Here is a 17,587-nt window from a genome sequence, read left to right on the forward strand (position 1 = left end):
GTAAGTCAGCGCGACATTTTATTTCAAGAGAAAACACCATGTTTGAAACTTCAGCTGCCAGCGAAAAACCAGATTATGCCTTCCTGGTAAAACAGATCCGCAGCATTTTAGAAGGCGAGCGCAATCTGAGCACCAACGCGTCGCAATTTTCAGCCTTTATTTATCACAGCCTCACTGGCCTGAACTGGGCGGGGTTTTATCTGTGCGCAGCAGCTAAAAACCCCACAGCAGAATTTCCACATGATTTACTGGTCGGGCCGTTTCAGGGCAAAGTCGCCTGCGCACGCATTCCATTTAAACGTGGCGTCTGCGGTACTGCGGCAGCGGAAAAACGCACGGTGCTGGTTGCCGATGTACACGCGTTTCCCGGACATATCGCGTGTGATTCTGCATCAAATTCTGAAATCGTGATTCCTGTGATCGTGAATGGACAGGTCGCCGGTGTGTTTGATATCGACAGCCCTCATCTGAACCGTTTTTCAGCAGAAGATCAGCAAGGGCTGGAAGCGCTGCTAGCTGAATTCATCAACGCCACCGATTTTCCCACGCTCTGATCGTCGCTCAGAACGGCAATGACACAGGGCAAATTGATGATCTATGCACATTTGACAACACGATAGTGGCAAAGCTGCATGGCTGGCTTTATACTCGGCTCATACTACCAGCCGGAGCCCGTCATGCCAGGAAGCCGCCGCCGTAAAGCTTTACGCAAATATTGTCAGCCATTGCGGCGCAAAGATGTGATTTCACGCTTACTGGTAGATATCGGGCTGCACTATCTGGACATACTGGGATTCGCAAAAACCAGAGAGCTGATGCAGCGCCACGCAATTGCCGAACCGGTGATCACGCGGGTGCTGGAATACCCAGCACAACGCCGCCGTTATTGATTCAGCTGACTTCCTGCTTAGAATCGCGCGCCAACAAACGCATACTCATTTCTCTGGCAGAAACGCCATCAAATAAGACTCCCGCCACCGCATTCGTAATCGGCATATCGACGCCCAGTCGGGCTGCCAGACTGCGCACCGCCTGCGCGCAACGTACGCCTTCGGCTACATGACCCAGCTCTTCGATGATTACCGCGAGCGACTTTCCTTGTGCCAGCGCCAGACCGACTTTGCGGTTACGCGACAAATCACCGGTGCAGGTCAGAATTAAATCGCCAACGCCAGTCAGGCCCATCAGGGTTTCCGCTTTACCGCCGAGCGCAACGCCAAGCCGGCTGATTTCTGCCAGACCGCGCGTCATCAAGGCTGCGCGCGCATTCAGGCCAAGACCCAATCCGTCCGCCACACCGGTGGCAATCGCCAGAATATTTTTGACTGCCCCGCCGACTTCAACACCGACCAGATCATCGCTGGAATACACCCGCATCGCATTCACGTGCAATGCTTGCACCACACGCTGACAAAGCGCTGGCGAAGTTGAGGCAATCGTCAGCGCGCAAGGCAATCCCTGCGCGACTTCCTGTGCAAACGACGGGCCGGACAAAGCACCGATCGCCACCGCGTCACCAAGGATTTCGCGGGCAATCTGATGCGGCAGTATCTGCGTAGCCTCTTCAAAACCTTTGCACAGCCAGATCACATTCTGCGGTGCAAACGGGAGGCAAGCCTCTAAGGTCGGGCGCAGACCGGATACCGAAGTTGCAATCACCAGCAGGCTGTCATTCCCCGCAACATGCGCCATTGCAGCGGAAAAATCCGCAGTGATTTCGAGATTGTCTGGCAGCGGAAACCCCGGCAGATAGGCGACATTCTCACGCTGCGCCTGCATTTCCTGCATCGCGGCATGATTTCTGCCCCACATCAACACTTTGTTTTTTGCTGTCAGGGCAATCGCCACTGCAGTGCCCCAGGCACCTGCGCCTAATACGCTGATATTCATGCTCTTACCTACGATGGAAATCATCAGAAACGGCTCAAATATACTCCCACCAGTATATTTTGAAGCCCTTTATTTATGCCGACAATCAGTGGCTTTTTAATAAAAACAGGGGGAGTATGCGAATTTCGCCCTGAAATGCCGGCTGTCTTCAGTGACCGGTTCTGCCAGCTTTACGCCAGCAAATACAATCCGTCATTGCGCATCACATACAAAAAGAGGACAGCACGCTGTCCTCTTTTGAATTACTGCCGTCAAACCAGCGATCAGCGCGGAATTATAAACCCCAGACCTCGTTCACTTTCACGTAACCAAGCTGCCCGTCGCGATGCCGGACTTTGACCCAACCGGCCGAAGCAGGCTCGGCCATTTCCAGCAAGACGTTTTTCTCAGCGCTGAATACCAGTGCGGCACTATCATCAGCACTGGCGCGGATTTTCGCATTAGCAACCCGCACAATCAGATTGCGGCGGGTAATCAGATCCTTGGATTCGACCCAACTCAGGTCGCCCGCCATATCCCTGACTTTACTCCACGCACCCGAGGTGAAAATCACTTCCACCGGCATGCCGCGTGGCGCCACATAGACTTTGCCACCCTTCACCGAAGGCGCGTCGTACATAATCACAGGCGTCGCACCAACCGAACGGAACTCTAAAGCCTGCGCCGGCGCTGTGACCAGCGTCGCTAACAGACTCAGGGTAGAAATGGAAATCAAGCCGCGCATGAACTTCTTTCTTCACCCGCGCGGATCGTCAATCAGATGGCGATCCGGCGGGTATCAGGAAAATTACTGGATAGTCGCAGGTGCTTCAGCTGCGTTAGCCTGATCTGCTGCGATTTGCAAACGTTGCGCGTAGAAAGCTTCAAAGTTGATTTCCGACAGATGAATCGGTGGGAAACCGGCACGGGTGATCGCATCCGCTACGTTAGAACGCAAGTATGGATAGATAATGTTCGGGCAACCGATACCCAGCAATGGATCGAGCTGATCTTCAGGGATATTGCGCGCTTCGAAAATACCCGCTTGTTTGCCTTCAACCAGGAACGCTACTTTGTCGCCGATTTTAGCTGTCACAGTCACTGTCACTGTGGATTCAAAAATGCCATCCGACAGTTTTTCATTGCCGACATCAACAGAAACTTCGATGCCAGGGGCTTCTTGTTCCAGGAAAATCGCTGGAGAATTTGGCTGTTCAAGCGACAAATCTTTCAGATATACGCGTTGGATTTGGAATACGGGCTGCAGATTTTCGTCAGACATGTGAGACTTTCTAAAATTCTAAAAGATTAATAATGAACAGCGAGATGGGCAGATAGGGCCGATTCTGGCCATTTCAAGATCGCGCCGCCTTATTGTAGCAAGGAGACTGCAAAAATCACAACTTCGCAGACACTTCAACAGCAAGCCCGTAGAAAATCCGGTCAAAGCCGGATTTTTTGCTCAAGGATTCAGCAAAGCATCGAGCTTACCGGCACGATCAAGAGCCGACAGATCGTCAAAACCGCCGACATGGGTGTCGCCGATATAAATCTGCGGCACCGTGCGGCGCCCGGTTTTCTGCATCATCGCGTCGCGTTCGGCAGGATCAAGATCAATGCGCACTTTGTCGATTTCATCGACGCCCTTGGATTTCAACAAGCGTTCAGCCATCGTGCAATACGGGCAAACGCCCGTGCTATACATACGAACTTGCGGTTTCATACACTTCTCCAGCTACTTTACAGCTTACTTAACAATCGGCATACCCTGGGTTTTCCAGGCTTCGGTGCCACCATCGAGACTGAATACCTGCGCAAATCCGGCTTTATTCAACACAGAAACGGCATTCGAAGAACGCACGCCCGTCGCGCAGACAGTGATCACCACTGTATTTTTGGACTTTTCGATTTCTTTCAAGCGATTATTGATTTCTGCCAGCGGGATATTTTTTGCATTCGGCAGATGGCCCGTCGCAAATTCGTCTGCGCTACGCACATCCAGCACCAGCGTTTTGCCCTGATTGATGTATTGTGTCGCCTGTAATTGCGACACTTTGGCACCACGGCGTTGTAACAAAGGCAGCAATAAAGCACCACCAGAAATCAACGCAATACCGATCAGAAAAATATTATCAAGAATGAATTTCACAGGTTTCCAGTAGTAAAAATGGTTATCAGAAGCCCGTCATTATAAAATAGATGCAGCGAACATATTTAAATGCATACTAACCACGACTTAAACTGACCACTATGTACAAAATCGTATTAATGCGACACGGTGAATCCACCTGGAATCTTGATAACCGTTTCACCGGCTGGACCGATGTTGACCTGACCCCGAAAGGCGTCGCCGAAGCGAAGCAAGCGGGGAAATTACTCAAAGAAGCGGGTCTGACATTTGACCTGGCCTACACTTCCGTTCTCAAACGTGCAATCCGCACGCTGTGGGGCACGCTCGATGAAATGGATCTGATGTGGCTGCCTGTCGTACACGACTGGCGTCTGAATGAGCGCCACTATGGCGCGCTGCAAGGTCTGAACAAAGCAGAAACCGCCGCCAAGTACGGTGATGACCAAGTATTGGTATGGCGCCGCAGCTATGACACACCGCCAAATCCGCTGGCAGAAGACGATGACCGCACATCGTTCAATGATCCGCGCTATGCCGGTCTGGATCGCAAACAAATCCCGTTGACAGAGTGTTTGAAAGACACAGTGGCACGCGTCGTACCGGCATGGGAAGACAGCATTGCACCTGCGATCCGCTCTGGCAAACGTATCCTGATCTCAGCACACGGCAACAGCCTGCGCGCCCTGATCAAAATGCTCGATGGCATCAGCGATGACGATATCGTCAATCTGAATATTCCTAACGGTCAGCCTTTGGTGTATGAACTGGATGCCGATCTGAAGCCGATCAGACATTATTACCTCGGTGACCAGTCGGCGATTGAAGCCGCACTGAAAGCCGTTGCCAGCCAGGGTAAATCCAAGTAATCCTAGATGCAAAAACACACACGCTTTTTGCTTTCCAGTCTGCTGTGCCTGTCTATCACGGGTACAGCAGCATCAGGCTTTGCCGCCAGTAACTCGCGCGCCCTGCAAAAAAATAAAGCAGAAGCTGAACGTGCAGAGTTGCAGCAAAAACTGAAAGCATTAAAAACAGACATCAATAAAACCGAGAGCGCCAAAGATCAGGCCAGCGATGCGCTCGCCGAGTCTGAAAAAGCCATCTCGGAAGCGAACCGGTCTTTACGCGATTTGCAGAACGAACAAGCGCAGACTGAAGAAAAACTCCGGCAACTGACCGAGCAACAACAAGCCTTAAGCGCACAGATAGAAAAGCAAAAGAAGCAACTGTCGACATTCCTGCGCCGGCAATACATGCACGGTGACAGTGATCGTATCAAGCTGCTGCTGTCCGGTGACAATCCGAACCGGATTAACCGCGATCTGCAATACATGGGCTATGTCTCGCAAACCCAGGCAAAAATGATAGAAAGCCTGCGCAGCAGTCTGAAAGCGGCAGAAAAAAATACCCAGGATGCGCAAGAGGCCAAAGCCGAACTCGATGAAATCGCCGAAGAAGAAAAAGACCACAAGATCGCGTTAGAAAAAGAAAAGAAAAAACATGCGACGCTGGTCGGACAGTTATCAAACAAACTCTACGCACAAAAAAAACAGGCAGATAATCTGCAAAAAGATGAACAAAGACTGAGTAATCTTGTCTCACGTCTGAATCAACTGATAGAAGAGCAGTTGAAAGCCGATAAACTGCGCGCAGAACAGGAAGAGAAACAGCGCCAGGAAAGAATTGCTGCGCAAAAAGAAAGAGCAAAGCAGGCGGCGCTGGATAAGAAAGCCGGTAAGAAGCCGAATCCGAATGCGATTGATGCCGATGAACCGCCACCGAAACAGGCGAAGTCAGAAGCACCGCCAGCGGGTGAATTTGATCGCCTGAAAGGGCAATTAAGGCTACCAGTCAAAGGCGAAATTCTGGCGAAGTTTGGCAGCAAGCGCGGCGATGGTCCAAGCTGGAAAGGTTTATTCATCAAAGCCGGTGAAGGCAGTGAAATTAAAGCCATCGCAGCGGGCAAAGTCATTTTTGCAGATTGGTATAAAGGTTACGGAAATATGATTATTGTTGGTCATGGCGATCAATACATGAGCATCTATGGCAATAATCAGGCAGTATTGAAACATGTCGGCGACAGCGTCAAAGCGGGCGACATTATTGCCAGTGCCGGTAACAGCGGCGGCAATGAAGAATCAGGTTTATACTTTGAAATCCGTCATCAGGGACGGGCATTTGATCCACTTAACTGGATCGTCGTTAAATAGGCATTAGGTGAATCATGGGCAGTAAATTTAAGAATTTCGGTTTAATCGGCCTGGGCATGGTCGCTGGCGTGGCGGTTTCCATGCAGTTTTCTGCTCTTGCGCAAAAAAATGCCGGCAGCCCCCTGCCAGTGGAAGAATTGCGCCAACTGGCTGATGTCTTCGGTCTGATCAAGTCAGATTATGTCGAACCTGTCGATGATAATAAACTGCTGACAGAAGCAATCTCTGGCATGGTGGCATCGCTGGACCCGCACTCCGCTTATCTGGATAAGAAATCCTTTAAAGAATTAAAGGAAGGCACACAAGGTAAATTCGTCGGCCTCGGCATTGAAGTCGGGATGGAAGACGGCTACGTCAAAATCGTTTCACCGATTGAAGATTCCCCTGCCTACCGCGCCGGCTTGAAGCCCGGTGATCTGATCACGCGTCTCGATTCACTGCCCGTCAAAGGCATGACGCTTGATGAAGCCGTCAAAAAAATGCGTGGTGAACCGAATACCAAAATCACGCTGACGATTGCCCGCAAAACGGAAGACAAACCAATTATCGTCACCATTACACGTGAACTGATCAAACAGCAAAGTGTGAAAGCCAAGATCGTTGAACCTGGTTATGCATGGCTGCGCATCTCGCAATTCCAGGAGCCAACCGTCGAAGATATGGCCAAGAAAATCCAGATGTTGTATGCGCAAGACCCTGCAATCAAAGGTCTGGTGCTGGATTTACGCAATGATCCGGGCGGCGTACTGCCAGGCGCCGTCGGTGTGTCCGCTGCGTTTTTGCCTAAGGACGTGCCGGTGGTCTCCACCAATGGACAGTTGGCAGACTCGAAAGCAACCTTCTACGCCAAACGTGAATATTATGCAGGCCGCGCGATGGGTGACCCGCTGGCCAAATTACCGGAAGCCATTAAAAATGTGCCTATGGTTGTGCTGATCAATACCGGTTCTGCTTCCGCATCTGAAATCGTCGCCGGTGCTTTGCAGGATTACAAACGTGCAACGGTGATCGGTACTCAGAGTTTCGGTAAAGGTTCTGTGCAGACCATACGCCAGATTTCTGCTGATACAGCAGTCAAACTGACGACTGCGCGCTACTACACACCGAATGGCCGCTCGATACAGGCAAAAGGCATCGTGCCTGATCTGAATGTGGAAGAAACAGCCGAAGGCGATGGTTTCAACAGTTTCCGCGCACGTGAAGCAGATTTGCAAAAACATCTGACGAACGACAAAGAAAAAGAAGTTGTCCGCCCGAAAGTGGATGAACTGGAAGAAGAACAACGCCTGCTGGCATTGGCCAAGAAAAGCAAACCACTGGAATACGGCAGCAAAGAAGATTTCCAGTTAGCACAGGCACTGAATCATCTGAAAGGCTTGCCGGTCAAAGTGACTGAGCCAAAAGAAGTGAAAGAAACAAAAGACGCGGCAAAAGACGGTGCGGAAAAATCAGAGAAAACCGACAAAGACGGCAAATCTGATCACAAGAAAAAATAATCAGACCTTCAAGGCCGCTGCACAGCGGCCTTTTTTATCTCATGAACGACAATCAACTCCTGCGCTATTCGCGCCATATTCTGCTTGAACAGATAGGCATAGAAGGCCAGAAAAAAATTACTGAAGCCAAAGTTCTGATCATCGGTGCCGGTGGCCTTGGCTCGCCTGCCGCTCTGTATCTTGCCAGCGCCGGTGTCGACAGCCTTACCCTGGTCGATAATGACTTCGTCGATCTGACAAATCTGCAAAGACAAATTCTGCATACAACTGAGCGGGTCGGCATGGCGAAAGTCTTATCCGGCCGGACAGCGCTGCAACAGATCAATCCTGATGTTCATGTCATCGCCCTGCAAGAACGGGCTCAAGATCAGCGGCTCGAAGAGCTGATACAGCAAGCGGACATTGTGCTTGATTGCTGTGACAATTTCAGCACGCGTCATGCGGTGAACGCTGCCTGTGTCAAATATCAACGACCGCTGGTCTCCGGTGCGGCCATTGCCTTTGATGGCCAGATCAGCGTCTTCGATGCGCGTAATACAGAATCGCCTTGCTATGCATGTCTGTTTCCACCTGATCAGAAATTCGAGGAAGTTCTGTGTTCCAGCATGGGTGTCTTTGCGCCGCTGGTCGGGATCATCGGCACCATGCAGGCAGCCGAAGCCTTGAAGCTGATTATGCAAACGGGTAAATCTCTGCAAGGCCGCTTACTGCTGCTGGATGCGATGAGCATGGAATGGAGGACGATAGGAATGAAAAAAAATCCGCGTTGCCCGGTATGCGGTGACCAACACTAAGCGATTCCTTCATTTCAATCATGTTTGCCGGCGGATGTTTCCGGCCGCCCCCGTTTTCTATAAAAATCATGTACACACTTTATTACGCTCCGGCGACCGCCAGCATGGCGGTGCATCTGGCCTTACTGGAAACAGGAGCACCCTACGAACTGCAACTGCTTGATTTTGAAAAAAATCAGCAGAAAGATACCGCTTACCTGCGTCTGAATCCGAACGGGGTCGTGCCGACGTTGGTGTGCGATGGTAAGCCATATATAGAAACGGCCGCTTTGATGATGTTGCTCGCTGAACGCCATCCGGCGGCTGGTCTGGCCGGCACGCCGGAACAATATGACGAATGGCGTCAGTGGATGATTTATCTGACTCACAATCTGCAGGCCACTTATCGTTTCTGGTTTTATCCGTCAGAACTTGGTTATGCAACGCATCCCGATGAGGTATGTCATGCCCTGCAAACGCGTATAGAAAAAATATGGGATCAGTTAGATCAACACCTGAACGCGCATGGCCCGTATCTTCTCGGTACACAATTCTCAGTCGCCGATCTGTATCTGACAGTATTGATGCGCTGGTCACGTAAGATGCCGCATCCGGCAACCGAATGGCCGGCACTGAATCATCTGGTGCAATTGATCACGAATCGCCCGAGCTGGAAAAAAATGATGGAGATAGAAGGCGTGGATATCTGGCCTGAGGACAAAACCGTATGAGTAAGCCAACCGATTTATACGCTGTGACCCAGATCGTCGGTTATCCGGAAATCAGTATTTCCGAATTCATCGGTGTGCGCTCTCTGCATTTATCATCCGATGCCATACAAGGCTCCATGCGACTGGCCATGCCGGATCAGATTGAGCTGGAATACGTGCAGCAAATGATGATGTGGCTGTTGTTCAACAAGACACCGCAACACATAGTCCAGCTGGGACTCGGTGCTGCTGCGCTGACTAAATTCTGTTACCGCCAATTCCCACATGCACAAGTCACCGCCATCGAGCTGAATCCGAATGTGATCGCCGCCTGCTATCAGCATTTTCGCCTGCCACCGAACGACGACAGGCTGCATGTCGTCGCCATGGATGCCATGACTTTTGTGACCGATACCGAACATCATGGCAAAGCCGATGTGATGCAGGTCGATCTGTACGATGCCGCCGCCGAAGCTCCTGCACTCAGCAGTCTGGAGTTTTATCAGGCTTGCGCAGATTGTCTGACAGATGACGGCATGCTGACAGTCAATTTATTCGGCAACCCCGAACACTACGAAGCTAATTGCAATGCGAATCTGGACGCCTTGAATGCCGCCTTTGATGCGGTCGTCTGGCTACCGATGGTGCACGATGCGAACACGGTTGCGATCGCCTTCAAACAGGCACCGGCAGTCGATTTCGATGTGCTGTATGAACGCGCAACAGAGATCAGACTCAGCATGAAATTGCCGGCGGCAAAATGGGTTAACGGACTGAAAGCCTGGATGCAGGATACGCAGTGATGTCTGTCTGTTGTTAGTCTGTTGTCACTCCGGCGTATGACGACAGACGCATAATTTATTGCCATCCGGATCCCGAAAATATGCGCCGTAGTAATCTGCATGATACTGCGGCCGCAGCCCCGGAGCACCTTCGCAAGTCGCCCCCAACTGTATCGCCTTTGCATACACTCGCCTGACCATCGCGCGATCAGACGCTAGTAAGGCAATCATCTGCCCATTTCCTGCCGAGGCTGGCGCTCCATTAAGTGGTCTGCCGATCAAAAATAGAGGGCGCGGCTGATCGGCTTTAATCCATCCTGCCCACGCCTTATGTTCTTCTGAAAATTTAAGTTGTAATGCCAGTTCAGTCATCACTCCCGAATAGAAGTGAAAAGCGCGCTGAAAATCATTCACGCCAATAAATACATGAGATAGCATCGCATCCCCTCATTATGCTCATACCACATCAGTGAGATTTTTTCGTCAGCCCCAGATAGGTATCAATCACGCGCTGATCATTGGCGAGTTCTGCGGCATTTCCTTGCAGTGCAATCGCGCCGGTTTCCAACACATACGCATAGTCGGCCACCTGTAAAGCAGCGCGCGCATTCTGTTCAACCAGTAATATGGCGACGCCGGTTTGCCTGAGCCGCTGAATGATGTGAAAAATTTCTTTGACGATCAATGGCGCCAGACCAAGGCTAGGTTCATCGAGCATCAGCAACTGCGGTTTTGCCATCAGTGCGCGCCCCAGCGCAAGCATCTGTCGCTCGCCGCCGGACAAGGTGCCCGCTTGCTGATGGCGTCGCTCCTTCAGACGCGGAAATAAATCAAACACCACGCTGAGCTGATCGGCATAGTTTTTTTTCCCTGCCTGATAACGCCGATAACTACCTAACAAAAGATTGTCTTCCACTTTCATGCTGGCGAACAATTCGCGCTTTTCCGGCACCAGCGACATCCCCATCGCGACGCGTTTTTCTATGCTGACGCCGCGTAAATCCTGCCCGTTAAAAAGGACCTGCCCACGCTGGCTACCGCTGGCAGGCAAAGCGCCAGCGATGCCGTTGAGCATCGTTGATTTACCGGCACCATTCGGGCCGATGACGGTGACGATCTGTCCACGCTCCACCCGGATATTCGTCACCTGCAAGGCTTCGACCTTGCCGTACAAAACCTGCAATTGATCGGTGACCAGCAGCGCTTGTGAATTTGCCTGTGAATTTTCTTGTGTCATCAGTCTATTCCACCTAAATACGCTTCCAATACTGCCGGATGTTGTTGAATTTCTTGCGGCAAACCTTCGGCTATTTTGCTGCCGAATTCCATCACGACCAGATGATCGGTCAGATTCATCACGAAATCCATATCGTGTTCCACCAGCAAAATGCTCATTCCTTCGGCGCGCAATTTTCGCAACAACTCTGCGAGTTCCTGCTTTTCCTTATAGCGCAAACCAGCGGCAGGCTCGTCAAGCAACAGCAAAACCGGGTCGCAGCACAGCGCACGTGCAATTTCTAAAATACGTTGCTGACCCAGCGCGAGATTACCTGCTTCTTCATGCATCAGGTGCGCCAATCCAACCCGCTCAAGCTGGCGTGCTGCCTCGGCCAGCAAGCTGCCTTCGATTTTCCGGTCGCGACGTAAAATACTGGCAAACACTTCACTGATATCGCCCTGCTTGTGTCGCAGGTGCGCGCCAATAGCAACGTTTTCCAGCACACTCATATTCGCCAGCAAACGTACATGCTGAAACGTGCGGGCGATGCCGAGTCTGACGATGTCGCGCGAAGCGAGACCGGTAATGTCCTTTAACTGACCATTGCTATAAAAACGTACCATGCCGCTGGTCAGCGGCAACACACCTGTTACGAGATTGAACATCGTCGATTTACCGGCACCATTCGGCCCGATCAGACCGACAATCTGACCAGCGCTGACGCTGAACTGCATGTCATTCACAGCGACCAGACCACCAAACTCTTTGCGCACCTGCGCTATCTCTAAAATCACGTTACCACTGGCTGGCTTAATACGACTGGCGAGTGGCGCACTGTGAGTGTTGACCACGATGGCCGGTTCTGTCGCCAACCACGGCCGGAATATATTTTTCGCAGCGCGACCAAGATAAGGCCAGACGCCATCACGCGCCGTTTGCAGCAATAAGATCAGCAATACGCCAAAAACAATCACTTCAAAATTACCATTACTGCCCAATAAAGCAGGCAGTATCGCTTGCAGCTTATCTTTCAGAATGGTCAGCAATGCCGAGCCCAGCAAAGCGCCCCACACATGCGCCGCACCGCCTACCACGGCCATAAACAAGTATTCGATACCGGCATTCAAACCAAACGGTGTCGGGTTCACGGAGCGCTGTAAATGGGCATACAACCAGCCGGAAATACTCGCCAGCATCGCGGCCAGCACAAAGATGATGACTTTCATGCGCGCGGTATTCACGCCCATCGCTTCCGCCATCACACCGCCCCCTTTGAGCGCACGTATCGCACGACCGGGACGCGACTGCAGCAGATGCTGCACCGCCAGCGTTGCCAGCAACAATATGGCCCAGATCAGCAGATACATGCTGCGGCCGCTATCAAGCCTGATGCCGAAGATCGCAATCGACGGAATGCCGTTGATGCCATCGTATTTCCCCAGAAATTCGAGATTCCCGAACAGGAAAAACAGGGACAAGCCCCAGGCGATCGTCCCCAGTGGCAGATAGTGGCCAGATAAGCGCATCGTAATCATCCCGATTGCCAAAGCTGCCACGACAGTAATCAGCAAACCGGCAAGCAAACCCAGCCACGGTGATAAGCCCGCCGTCGTGCTCAGGTAAGCAGTGGCATACGCGCCGATACCGACAAACGCCGCCTGCCCGAACGAGGTCAGACCACCGACACCGGTCAGTAAAACCAGACCCAGCGCGACGATCGCATACAAGCCTATGTAATTCGATAACGTGATCCAGAATTCAGGAACCGGTAGTGCCGGAAAAATGAACACCAACGCCAGCAATACATATTTTCCATAACGCAGGAGGTGACTCATGATTCCTCCTCGTCATTGTGTTTGCTGCTGAGAGAACGCCACAGCAACACCGGAATGATCAGCGTAAACACGATCACCTCTTTGTAAGCGCTGGCCCAGAACGAAGAATACGATTCCAGTAAACCGACCAGTAAGGCACCGGCAGCAGCCACCGGATAGCTGAACAAACCGCCGACAATCGCCCCGACGAATCCTTTCAGCCCGATCAGAAAACCACTGTCGTAATACACGGTCGTCATTGGCGCAATCAATACGCCGCACAAGGCACCTAAGGCTGCCGTCAGCGTGAAAACCAAACGCCCTGCCTGCGTCGTCCCTATCCCGACCAGTTGCGCACCAAGACGATTGACGGCAGTCGCCCGCAACGCCTTACCAGATAAACTACGCTCAAAATAGACATACAAAGCGATCATCAGCGTGACAGAAACGGCAATCACGACCAGACTCTGACCTGAGATCATCAGCGAACCTAGCTGTAATTGTGCGTCACTGAAAGCAGCAGTTCGTGAGCCCTCGGCACCGAACATCACCAGGCCAAGACCGGTCAGCGCCAGATGCAGCCCGACGGAAACGATCAGCAAAACCAGCGTACTGGCTTCAGCCAGCGGCTGATAGGCGAGCCGGTACATCATCGGCCCCATAGGTATCACCAGCAGCAACGCCAACACGACCTGTACCAGCATAGGCAATTCCTGCAATGGCAGATAGCGCATCAACAGCCAGAGCAGCAACGGCAACAACAACAGCTTTACTGTATCTGGCAACAATGCACGTAAAAAATTCGCGCTGCGCTGCGGCGCGCGCAGAGACTGATAAATTTCTTTGAGCAGACACAGCACGCCCAATGACAGCAACAAGCTTGCCGAATGTGGAAATTGCCCCGACTGTATCGCGGCCAGACTCAGCGCACCGAAAGCGACAAATTCACCTTGAGGAATAAAAATGATGCGGGTAACAGAAAACACCAGCACCAGTGCCAGCGCCAGTAGCGCATATATCGCACCACTAGTGATGCCATCCTGCGCGAGGATGGCGGCAATCGAAAAATCCATGGAAAAAACTTTCTCGCTGAAACAAACAGATCTGAACTATCGCTGCCGATGAAGCGTGACAGTCTATGCTGATTTACATTTAAAAGCCGACTTCAAAGTGCATCCCGAAGACCAAGCAAAAGGGAGCCGCAGCTCCCTTTTATAGCGAATGCTAAGGCTTATTTCGCCTGCCCCGCCAGTTTCCATTTGCCGCCGACGATCTGCACCATCACGCGGGAACGCTGATCCAGTCCAACATGATCGCCGCTGTTCATATTCACGATGCCATGAGAAACGGCCAGATTCGTGGTGTTCTCTATCGCCGTGCGCAACGCTGCCCTGAATTCTTTGGTTCCCGGCTGGGCTTTTTTCAACGCCGTTGGCACTGCGTTTTCCAGCAACAATCCGGCATCCCAGGCATGCCCGCCAAAGGTCGAGACTGAGCCTGCTCCGTACGCTTTTTCATAGACGCCGGTGTAACGCAAAGCAGATTTTTTCACCGGATTATCTGCCGGTAACTGCTCAGCGACCAGCAAAGGGCCCGCCGGTAACCAGGTGCCTTCACAATCTTTGCCGCAAACGCGCAGGAAATCATTGTTCGCAACGCCATGCGTCTGATAAATCTTCCCTTTATAACCGCGCTCTTTTAAAGTTTTTTGTGGCAAGGCTGCAGGTGTGCCAGCGCCAGCGATGAACACTGCATCGGGATTACTGGCGATAATTTTCAGGATTTGTCCGGTGACCGACGTATCCGGACGGGCAAAGCGTTCGTTTGCCACGATTTTTATTTTGCGTAACTCCGCCAGTTTGGAAAATTCTTTGTACCAGCCTTCGCCGTATGCGTCATTGAAGCCGATGAAGCCTACTGTCTTAATACCGGCATCGGCCATGTGACTGATGACCGCTGTTGACATATGCGAATCATTTTGCGGCGTCTTGAATATCCAGTGACGCTTTGCATCAGACGGAGAAATAATGGAGGCGGCCGCTGCCATCGATATCATCGGCGTTTCTGTCTCTGCCGCCACATCGATCATCGCCAGAGAAGTCGGCACAATGGTCGAACCGATCAGTAAATCCACCTTATCTTCGGATACCAATTTGCGCGCATTTTTGACCGCCGTCGTTGAGTCAGAAGCATCGTCGAGAATAATGTATTCGACTTTTTTGCCGCCAATTTCTTTCGGCAACAAAGCAAAAGTATTTTTTTCAGGTATGCCCAACGAGGCACCGGCACCCGTAGCGGAAACATTCACGCCGACTTTAATCTGGGCCGCGACATTCGCGCTAAACATGAGGGCAATCAATGCAGGCAAAGCTGCGAGGGCGTAGCGTTTTTTCATCGGTCATCTCCTGTTGAGATCATGCAAATGATCTTGTCTATTTTTGTCTGTCGTTGGAATTTGTCAGCATATGCTTGCTGTTGCCATTCCGAGTGTAACCCGTCAGCGATCTGCGGCACAACCCGTAATGATTTCAGCAGGCATTATGCAGCAACTACCGTTGTAAGAGCCTGACTGTAAATGCACCGCGCAAGGCATTGCACAACATGATCTGATCGGCATTGTCGAGATCAGCACGGGTCAGCGATTGTTCGCGCACCCGGTATTGCTGCTGAAACTCAGGCTCTTCCAGTAATACCGAACGCATCACCCCGGGCAGCACGCCGTCAGATAAAGGCGGGGTCAGCCATACTCCCTGTTTCTGAATCAGGACATTGCTGCGACCACCTTCGGTCAGATGTCCTTGCTCATTGAAAAACAGCATGTCAAAAGCCCCGTAGGCTTCAGCCGCTTTCCAAGCATCGTCATAGCGTTGCCGGATGCTCGATTTATGCTGTAAAAATAATTCATCACTGGATGTAGTCTGCTGCGCCAGTATCACGCGAGGATGCGCGTTCAGCGGCGCTAACACGCCCGACGTGACAGCAATCTGCCCCTGCGCGTTAATCGCCAGACGTAAGCGATATGCGGTCTGTGGCGGCAAATTGGTACAGAACCCTTGTACTGTGCGGCAGATCTCTTCTTCATTCCAGACAAAGCCGAAATACTGAGCGGACCGATGTAAACGCTGTAAATGACGCGGCCAGTAACGGCAGCCATGTTCACGCGTGGCATGCATGGTTTCAAACAATTCAAACTGCGCTGGTAATCCTGTCAGAAATTTTGCCTTCAACTGACATTCGGCAAATTCTTCGTCGGCGCGACTGTCGTACACAATTCCGGCACCCACGCCCATGACGCCTCGCCGCACGGTTGTGCCAGCTGACGTATTCATCTGCGGGGCGTGTAATTGCAAGGTACGGATAGGCACCGACAGACAAAAATCACCGGGGACAGAGGTATGCTGCGGCGGATCAAACCAGCCTATAGCACCGGTATATAAATCACGTGCGGCAGGTTCAATTTCACGGATGATTTGCATGGTTCTGTGCTTAGGTGCGCCCGTAATCGAACCACAAGGAAACAGCGCGTTGAGTATATCGGCCAGCCCTAATTCTGGACGCAGACGCGCATGTATCGTTGAGGTCATCTGCAGTACACTGGAAAAACGACTCACTTCAAATAGTTGCGGCACTTTCACCGATCCGATATCCGCAATACGACCGAGATCATTGCGCAGCAGATCCACGATCATCAGGTTTTCTGCACGGTTCTTGGTATCTGCGGCCAGTTCTTTTGCCAGTTGCTGATCACGCAGCGTGTCGCCCGTGGCGGCGGCCGTTCCCTTCATGGGTTTGGCGTATAAGTTTCCTTGCTGATGCCGGATGAAGAGTTCCGGTGACATGGAAAGCACGATGTCACCCTCCGGCATGTAAATCAGGGCACCGTAAGGCACAGGCTGACGTTCGCGCAGGCGCCGGTATAAAGTAAGCGGGTCGCCATAGGCATCGAAGTGCAGGCGATAAGTGTAATTGACCTGATACGTATCACCGGCGGCGATATAGGTCTGTATTTTTTCTATCGCCTCGCCGAAAGCTGGCTCATCCACATTCGCATAGATATCTGCCACCCCCGTCACAGAAGCTGGGATTTCGCTCAATAGCTGTTCTACCTGAGTTCCGTTCAGCCGCTGACAATGCTGAAAAATCGCCACCCTGGAGACGGCAGCACCATCGCGCGGAGCTATGTTCTGTAATTGCGCGCCGGTCTCATAGGACAACAAGGCGACGCCATAATACCCATCCTGTAACGCCGCTTCCAGCGTTTGAATAAAACGTGGCCAGTCTTGTAAATTCCGGCATTCGACTACTCTCTGAAAGCCATAATACAAGCGCGACTGTGCCGCATCCGCCTGGGCATCATCAAGCAATGCAAACGGCTGAGCGGAATGCAACAGCTGTGATAAAGAAAAATTGGATAGAGAAATATCAGACACGGTCAGACTTAAGCATGAGACAGAGTCGCAGTTTACCCGCAGATGAGCAGCCTTGCAGGCATCTGAACTTATCAAGGCAGCGGCTGGCGACGTTGTTCATAACTATGGTTGACGAATACCATACAACCATTGTCGGCAGGCCAAAGTTGAAGC

At 51.7% G+C, this 17,587-nt stretch carries 19 protein-coding genes; 8 read left to right on the top strand and 11 right to left on the bottom strand.

What is annotated here, in order from left to right:
• Nucleotides 1–38 precede the first annotated feature (38 nt).
• Together Undi14_RS09050 and Undi14_RS09055 are read left to right on the top strand one after the other, a co-directional pair.
• A complete protein-coding gene (locus Undi14_RS09050) occupies nucleotides 39–554 on the top strand; it encodes a GAF domain-containing protein (protein WP_200179615.1) in 516 nt (171 codons plus the stop codon).
• A 123-nt stretch (nucleotides 555–677) separates the two neighbouring features.
• Entirely contained in the window at nucleotides 678–890 is a 213-nt protein-coding gene (locus tag Undi14_RS09055) for a hypothetical protein (protein WP_186884387.1), read from the top strand.
• 1 nt (nucleotide 891) lies between these two features.
• Here Undi14_RS09055 and Undi14_RS09060 read toward each other — a convergent pair whose 3' ends face one another.
• The 5 genes from Undi14_RS09060 to Undi14_RS09080 form a co-directional block, all read right to left on the bottom strand.
• Nucleotides 892–1,890, bottom strand: a complete 999-nt coding sequence (locus tag Undi14_RS09060; protein WP_200179963.1) for an NAD(P)H-dependent glycerol-3-phosphate dehydrogenase — start codon at nucleotides 1,888–1,890, stop codon at nucleotides 892–894.
• Nucleotides 1,891–2,164: 274 nt separating this feature from the next.
• Complete coding sequence (locus Undi14_RS09065) at nucleotides 2,165–2,614, bottom strand: SH3 domain-containing protein (RefSeq protein ID WP_200179616.1); 450 nt, start codon at nucleotides 2,612–2,614, stop codon at nucleotides 2,165–2,167.
• Between the two features lie 63 nt (nucleotides 2,615–2,677).
• On the bottom strand, nucleotides 2,678–3,151 hold the full coding sequence (gene secB / locus Undi14_RS09070) for a protein-export chaperone SecB (RefSeq protein ID WP_200179617.1): 474 nt from the start codon (nucleotides 3,149–3,151) through the stop codon (nucleotides 2,678–2,680).
• 180 nt (nucleotides 3,152–3,331) lie between these two features.
• Nucleotides 3,332–3,592 (bottom strand): glutaredoxin 3, encoded by a 261-nt coding sequence (gene grxC / locus Undi14_RS09075; RefSeq protein WP_186897658.1) that lies wholly within the window; start codon nucleotides 3,590–3,592, stop codon nucleotides 3,332–3,334.
• A gap of 24 nt (nucleotides 3,593–3,616) precedes the next feature.
• Complete coding sequence (locus Undi14_RS09080) at nucleotides 3,617–4,018, bottom strand: rhodanese-like domain-containing protein (protein ID WP_200179618.1); 402 nt, start codon at nucleotides 4,016–4,018, stop codon at nucleotides 3,617–3,619.
• Nucleotides 4,019–4,119: 101 nt separating this feature from the next.
• Between Undi14_RS09080 and gpmA the strand changes: the two genes are divergently transcribed.
• From gpmA to Undi14_RS09110, 6 genes are all read left to right on the top strand, one after another.
• Complete coding sequence (gene gpmA / locus Undi14_RS09085) at nucleotides 4,120–4,866, top strand: 2,3-diphosphoglycerate-dependent phosphoglycerate mutase (protein ID WP_200179619.1); 747 nt, start codon at nucleotides 4,120–4,122, stop codon at nucleotides 4,864–4,866.
• 6 nt (nucleotides 4,867–4,872) lie between these two features.
• On the top strand, nucleotides 4,873–6,210 hold the full coding sequence (locus Undi14_RS09090) for a murein hydrolase activator EnvC (RefSeq protein ID WP_186897657.1): 1,338 nt from the start codon (nucleotides 4,873–4,875) through the stop codon (nucleotides 6,208–6,210).
• Between the two features lie 14 nt (nucleotides 6,211–6,224).
• Nucleotides 6,225–7,706 carry a S41 family peptidase gene (locus tag Undi14_RS09095; protein WP_200179620.1) on the top strand — a complete coding sequence of 494 codons (1,482 nt, stop codon included), beginning with the start codon at nucleotides 6,225–6,227 and terminating at the stop codon, nucleotides 7,704–7,706.
• 41 nt (nucleotides 7,707–7,747) lie between these two features.
• Nucleotides 7,748–8,500 (top strand): molybdopterin-synthase adenylyltransferase MoeB, encoded by a 753-nt coding sequence (locus Undi14_RS09100; protein ID WP_200179622.1) that lies wholly within the window; start codon nucleotides 7,748–7,750, stop codon nucleotides 8,498–8,500.
• Nucleotides 8,501–8,568: 68 nt separating this feature from the next.
• Entirely contained in the window at nucleotides 8,569–9,210 is a 642-nt protein-coding gene (locus tag Undi14_RS09105; RefSeq protein WP_234030500.1) for a glutathione S-transferase family protein, read from the top strand.
• Nucleotides 9,207–9,992 carry a spermidine synthase gene (locus Undi14_RS09110; RefSeq protein WP_200179624.1) on the top strand — a complete coding sequence of 262 codons (786 nt, stop codon included), beginning with the start codon at nucleotides 9,207–9,209 and terminating at the stop codon, nucleotides 9,990–9,992. The genes Undi14_RS09105 and Undi14_RS09110 overlap by 4 nt, the downstream gene beginning before the upstream one ends.
• Nucleotides 9,993–10,016: 24 nt before the next feature.
• Here the strand turns inward: Undi14_RS09110 and Undi14_RS09115 are convergent, their stop codons facing one another.
• From Undi14_RS09115 to pabB, 6 genes are all read right to left on the bottom strand, one after another.
• On the bottom strand, nucleotides 10,017–10,409 hold the full coding sequence (locus tag Undi14_RS09115; protein ID WP_200179626.1) for a VOC family protein: 393 nt from the start codon (nucleotides 10,407–10,409) through the stop codon (nucleotides 10,017–10,019).
• 28 nt (nucleotides 10,410–10,437) lie between these two features.
• On the bottom strand, nucleotides 10,438–11,208 hold the full coding sequence (locus Undi14_RS09120) for an ABC transporter ATP-binding protein (RefSeq protein ID WP_200179628.1): 771 nt from the start codon (nucleotides 11,206–11,208) through the stop codon (nucleotides 10,438–10,440).
• A complete protein-coding gene (locus tag Undi14_RS09125; RefSeq protein ID WP_200179631.1) occupies nucleotides 11,208–13,025 on the bottom strand; it encodes an ATP-binding cassette domain-containing protein in 1,818 nt (605 codons plus the stop codon). Before Undi14_RS09125 ends, Undi14_RS09120 begins: the two co-directional genes overlap by 1 nt.
• On the bottom strand, nucleotides 13,022–14,077 hold the full coding sequence (locus tag Undi14_RS09130; protein WP_186897650.1) for a branched-chain amino acid ABC transporter permease: 1,056 nt from the start codon (nucleotides 14,075–14,077) through the stop codon (nucleotides 13,022–13,024). The genes Undi14_RS09125 and Undi14_RS09130 overlap by 4 nt, the downstream gene beginning before the upstream one ends.
• A 158-nt stretch (nucleotides 14,078–14,235) precedes the next feature.
• On the bottom strand, nucleotides 14,236–15,399 hold the full coding sequence (locus tag Undi14_RS09135; RefSeq protein WP_200179632.1) for an ABC transporter substrate-binding protein: 1,164 nt from the start codon (nucleotides 15,397–15,399) through the stop codon (nucleotides 14,236–14,238).
• A 154-nt stretch (nucleotides 15,400–15,553) separates the two neighbouring features.
• Nucleotides 15,554–17,434: an aminodeoxychorismate synthase component I gene (gene pabB / locus Undi14_RS09140; protein ID WP_370589925.1), complete on the bottom strand. Its 1,881-nt coding sequence runs from the start codon at nucleotides 17,432–17,434 to the stop codon at nucleotides 15,554–15,556.
• Nucleotides 17,435–17,587: the final 153 nt, after the last annotated feature.

Source organism: Undibacterium sp. 14-3-2 (assembly GCF_016595265.1).
Lineage (GTDB): Bacteria > Pseudomonadota > Gammaproteobacteria > Burkholderiales > Burkholderiaceae_D > Undibacterium > Undibacterium aquatile.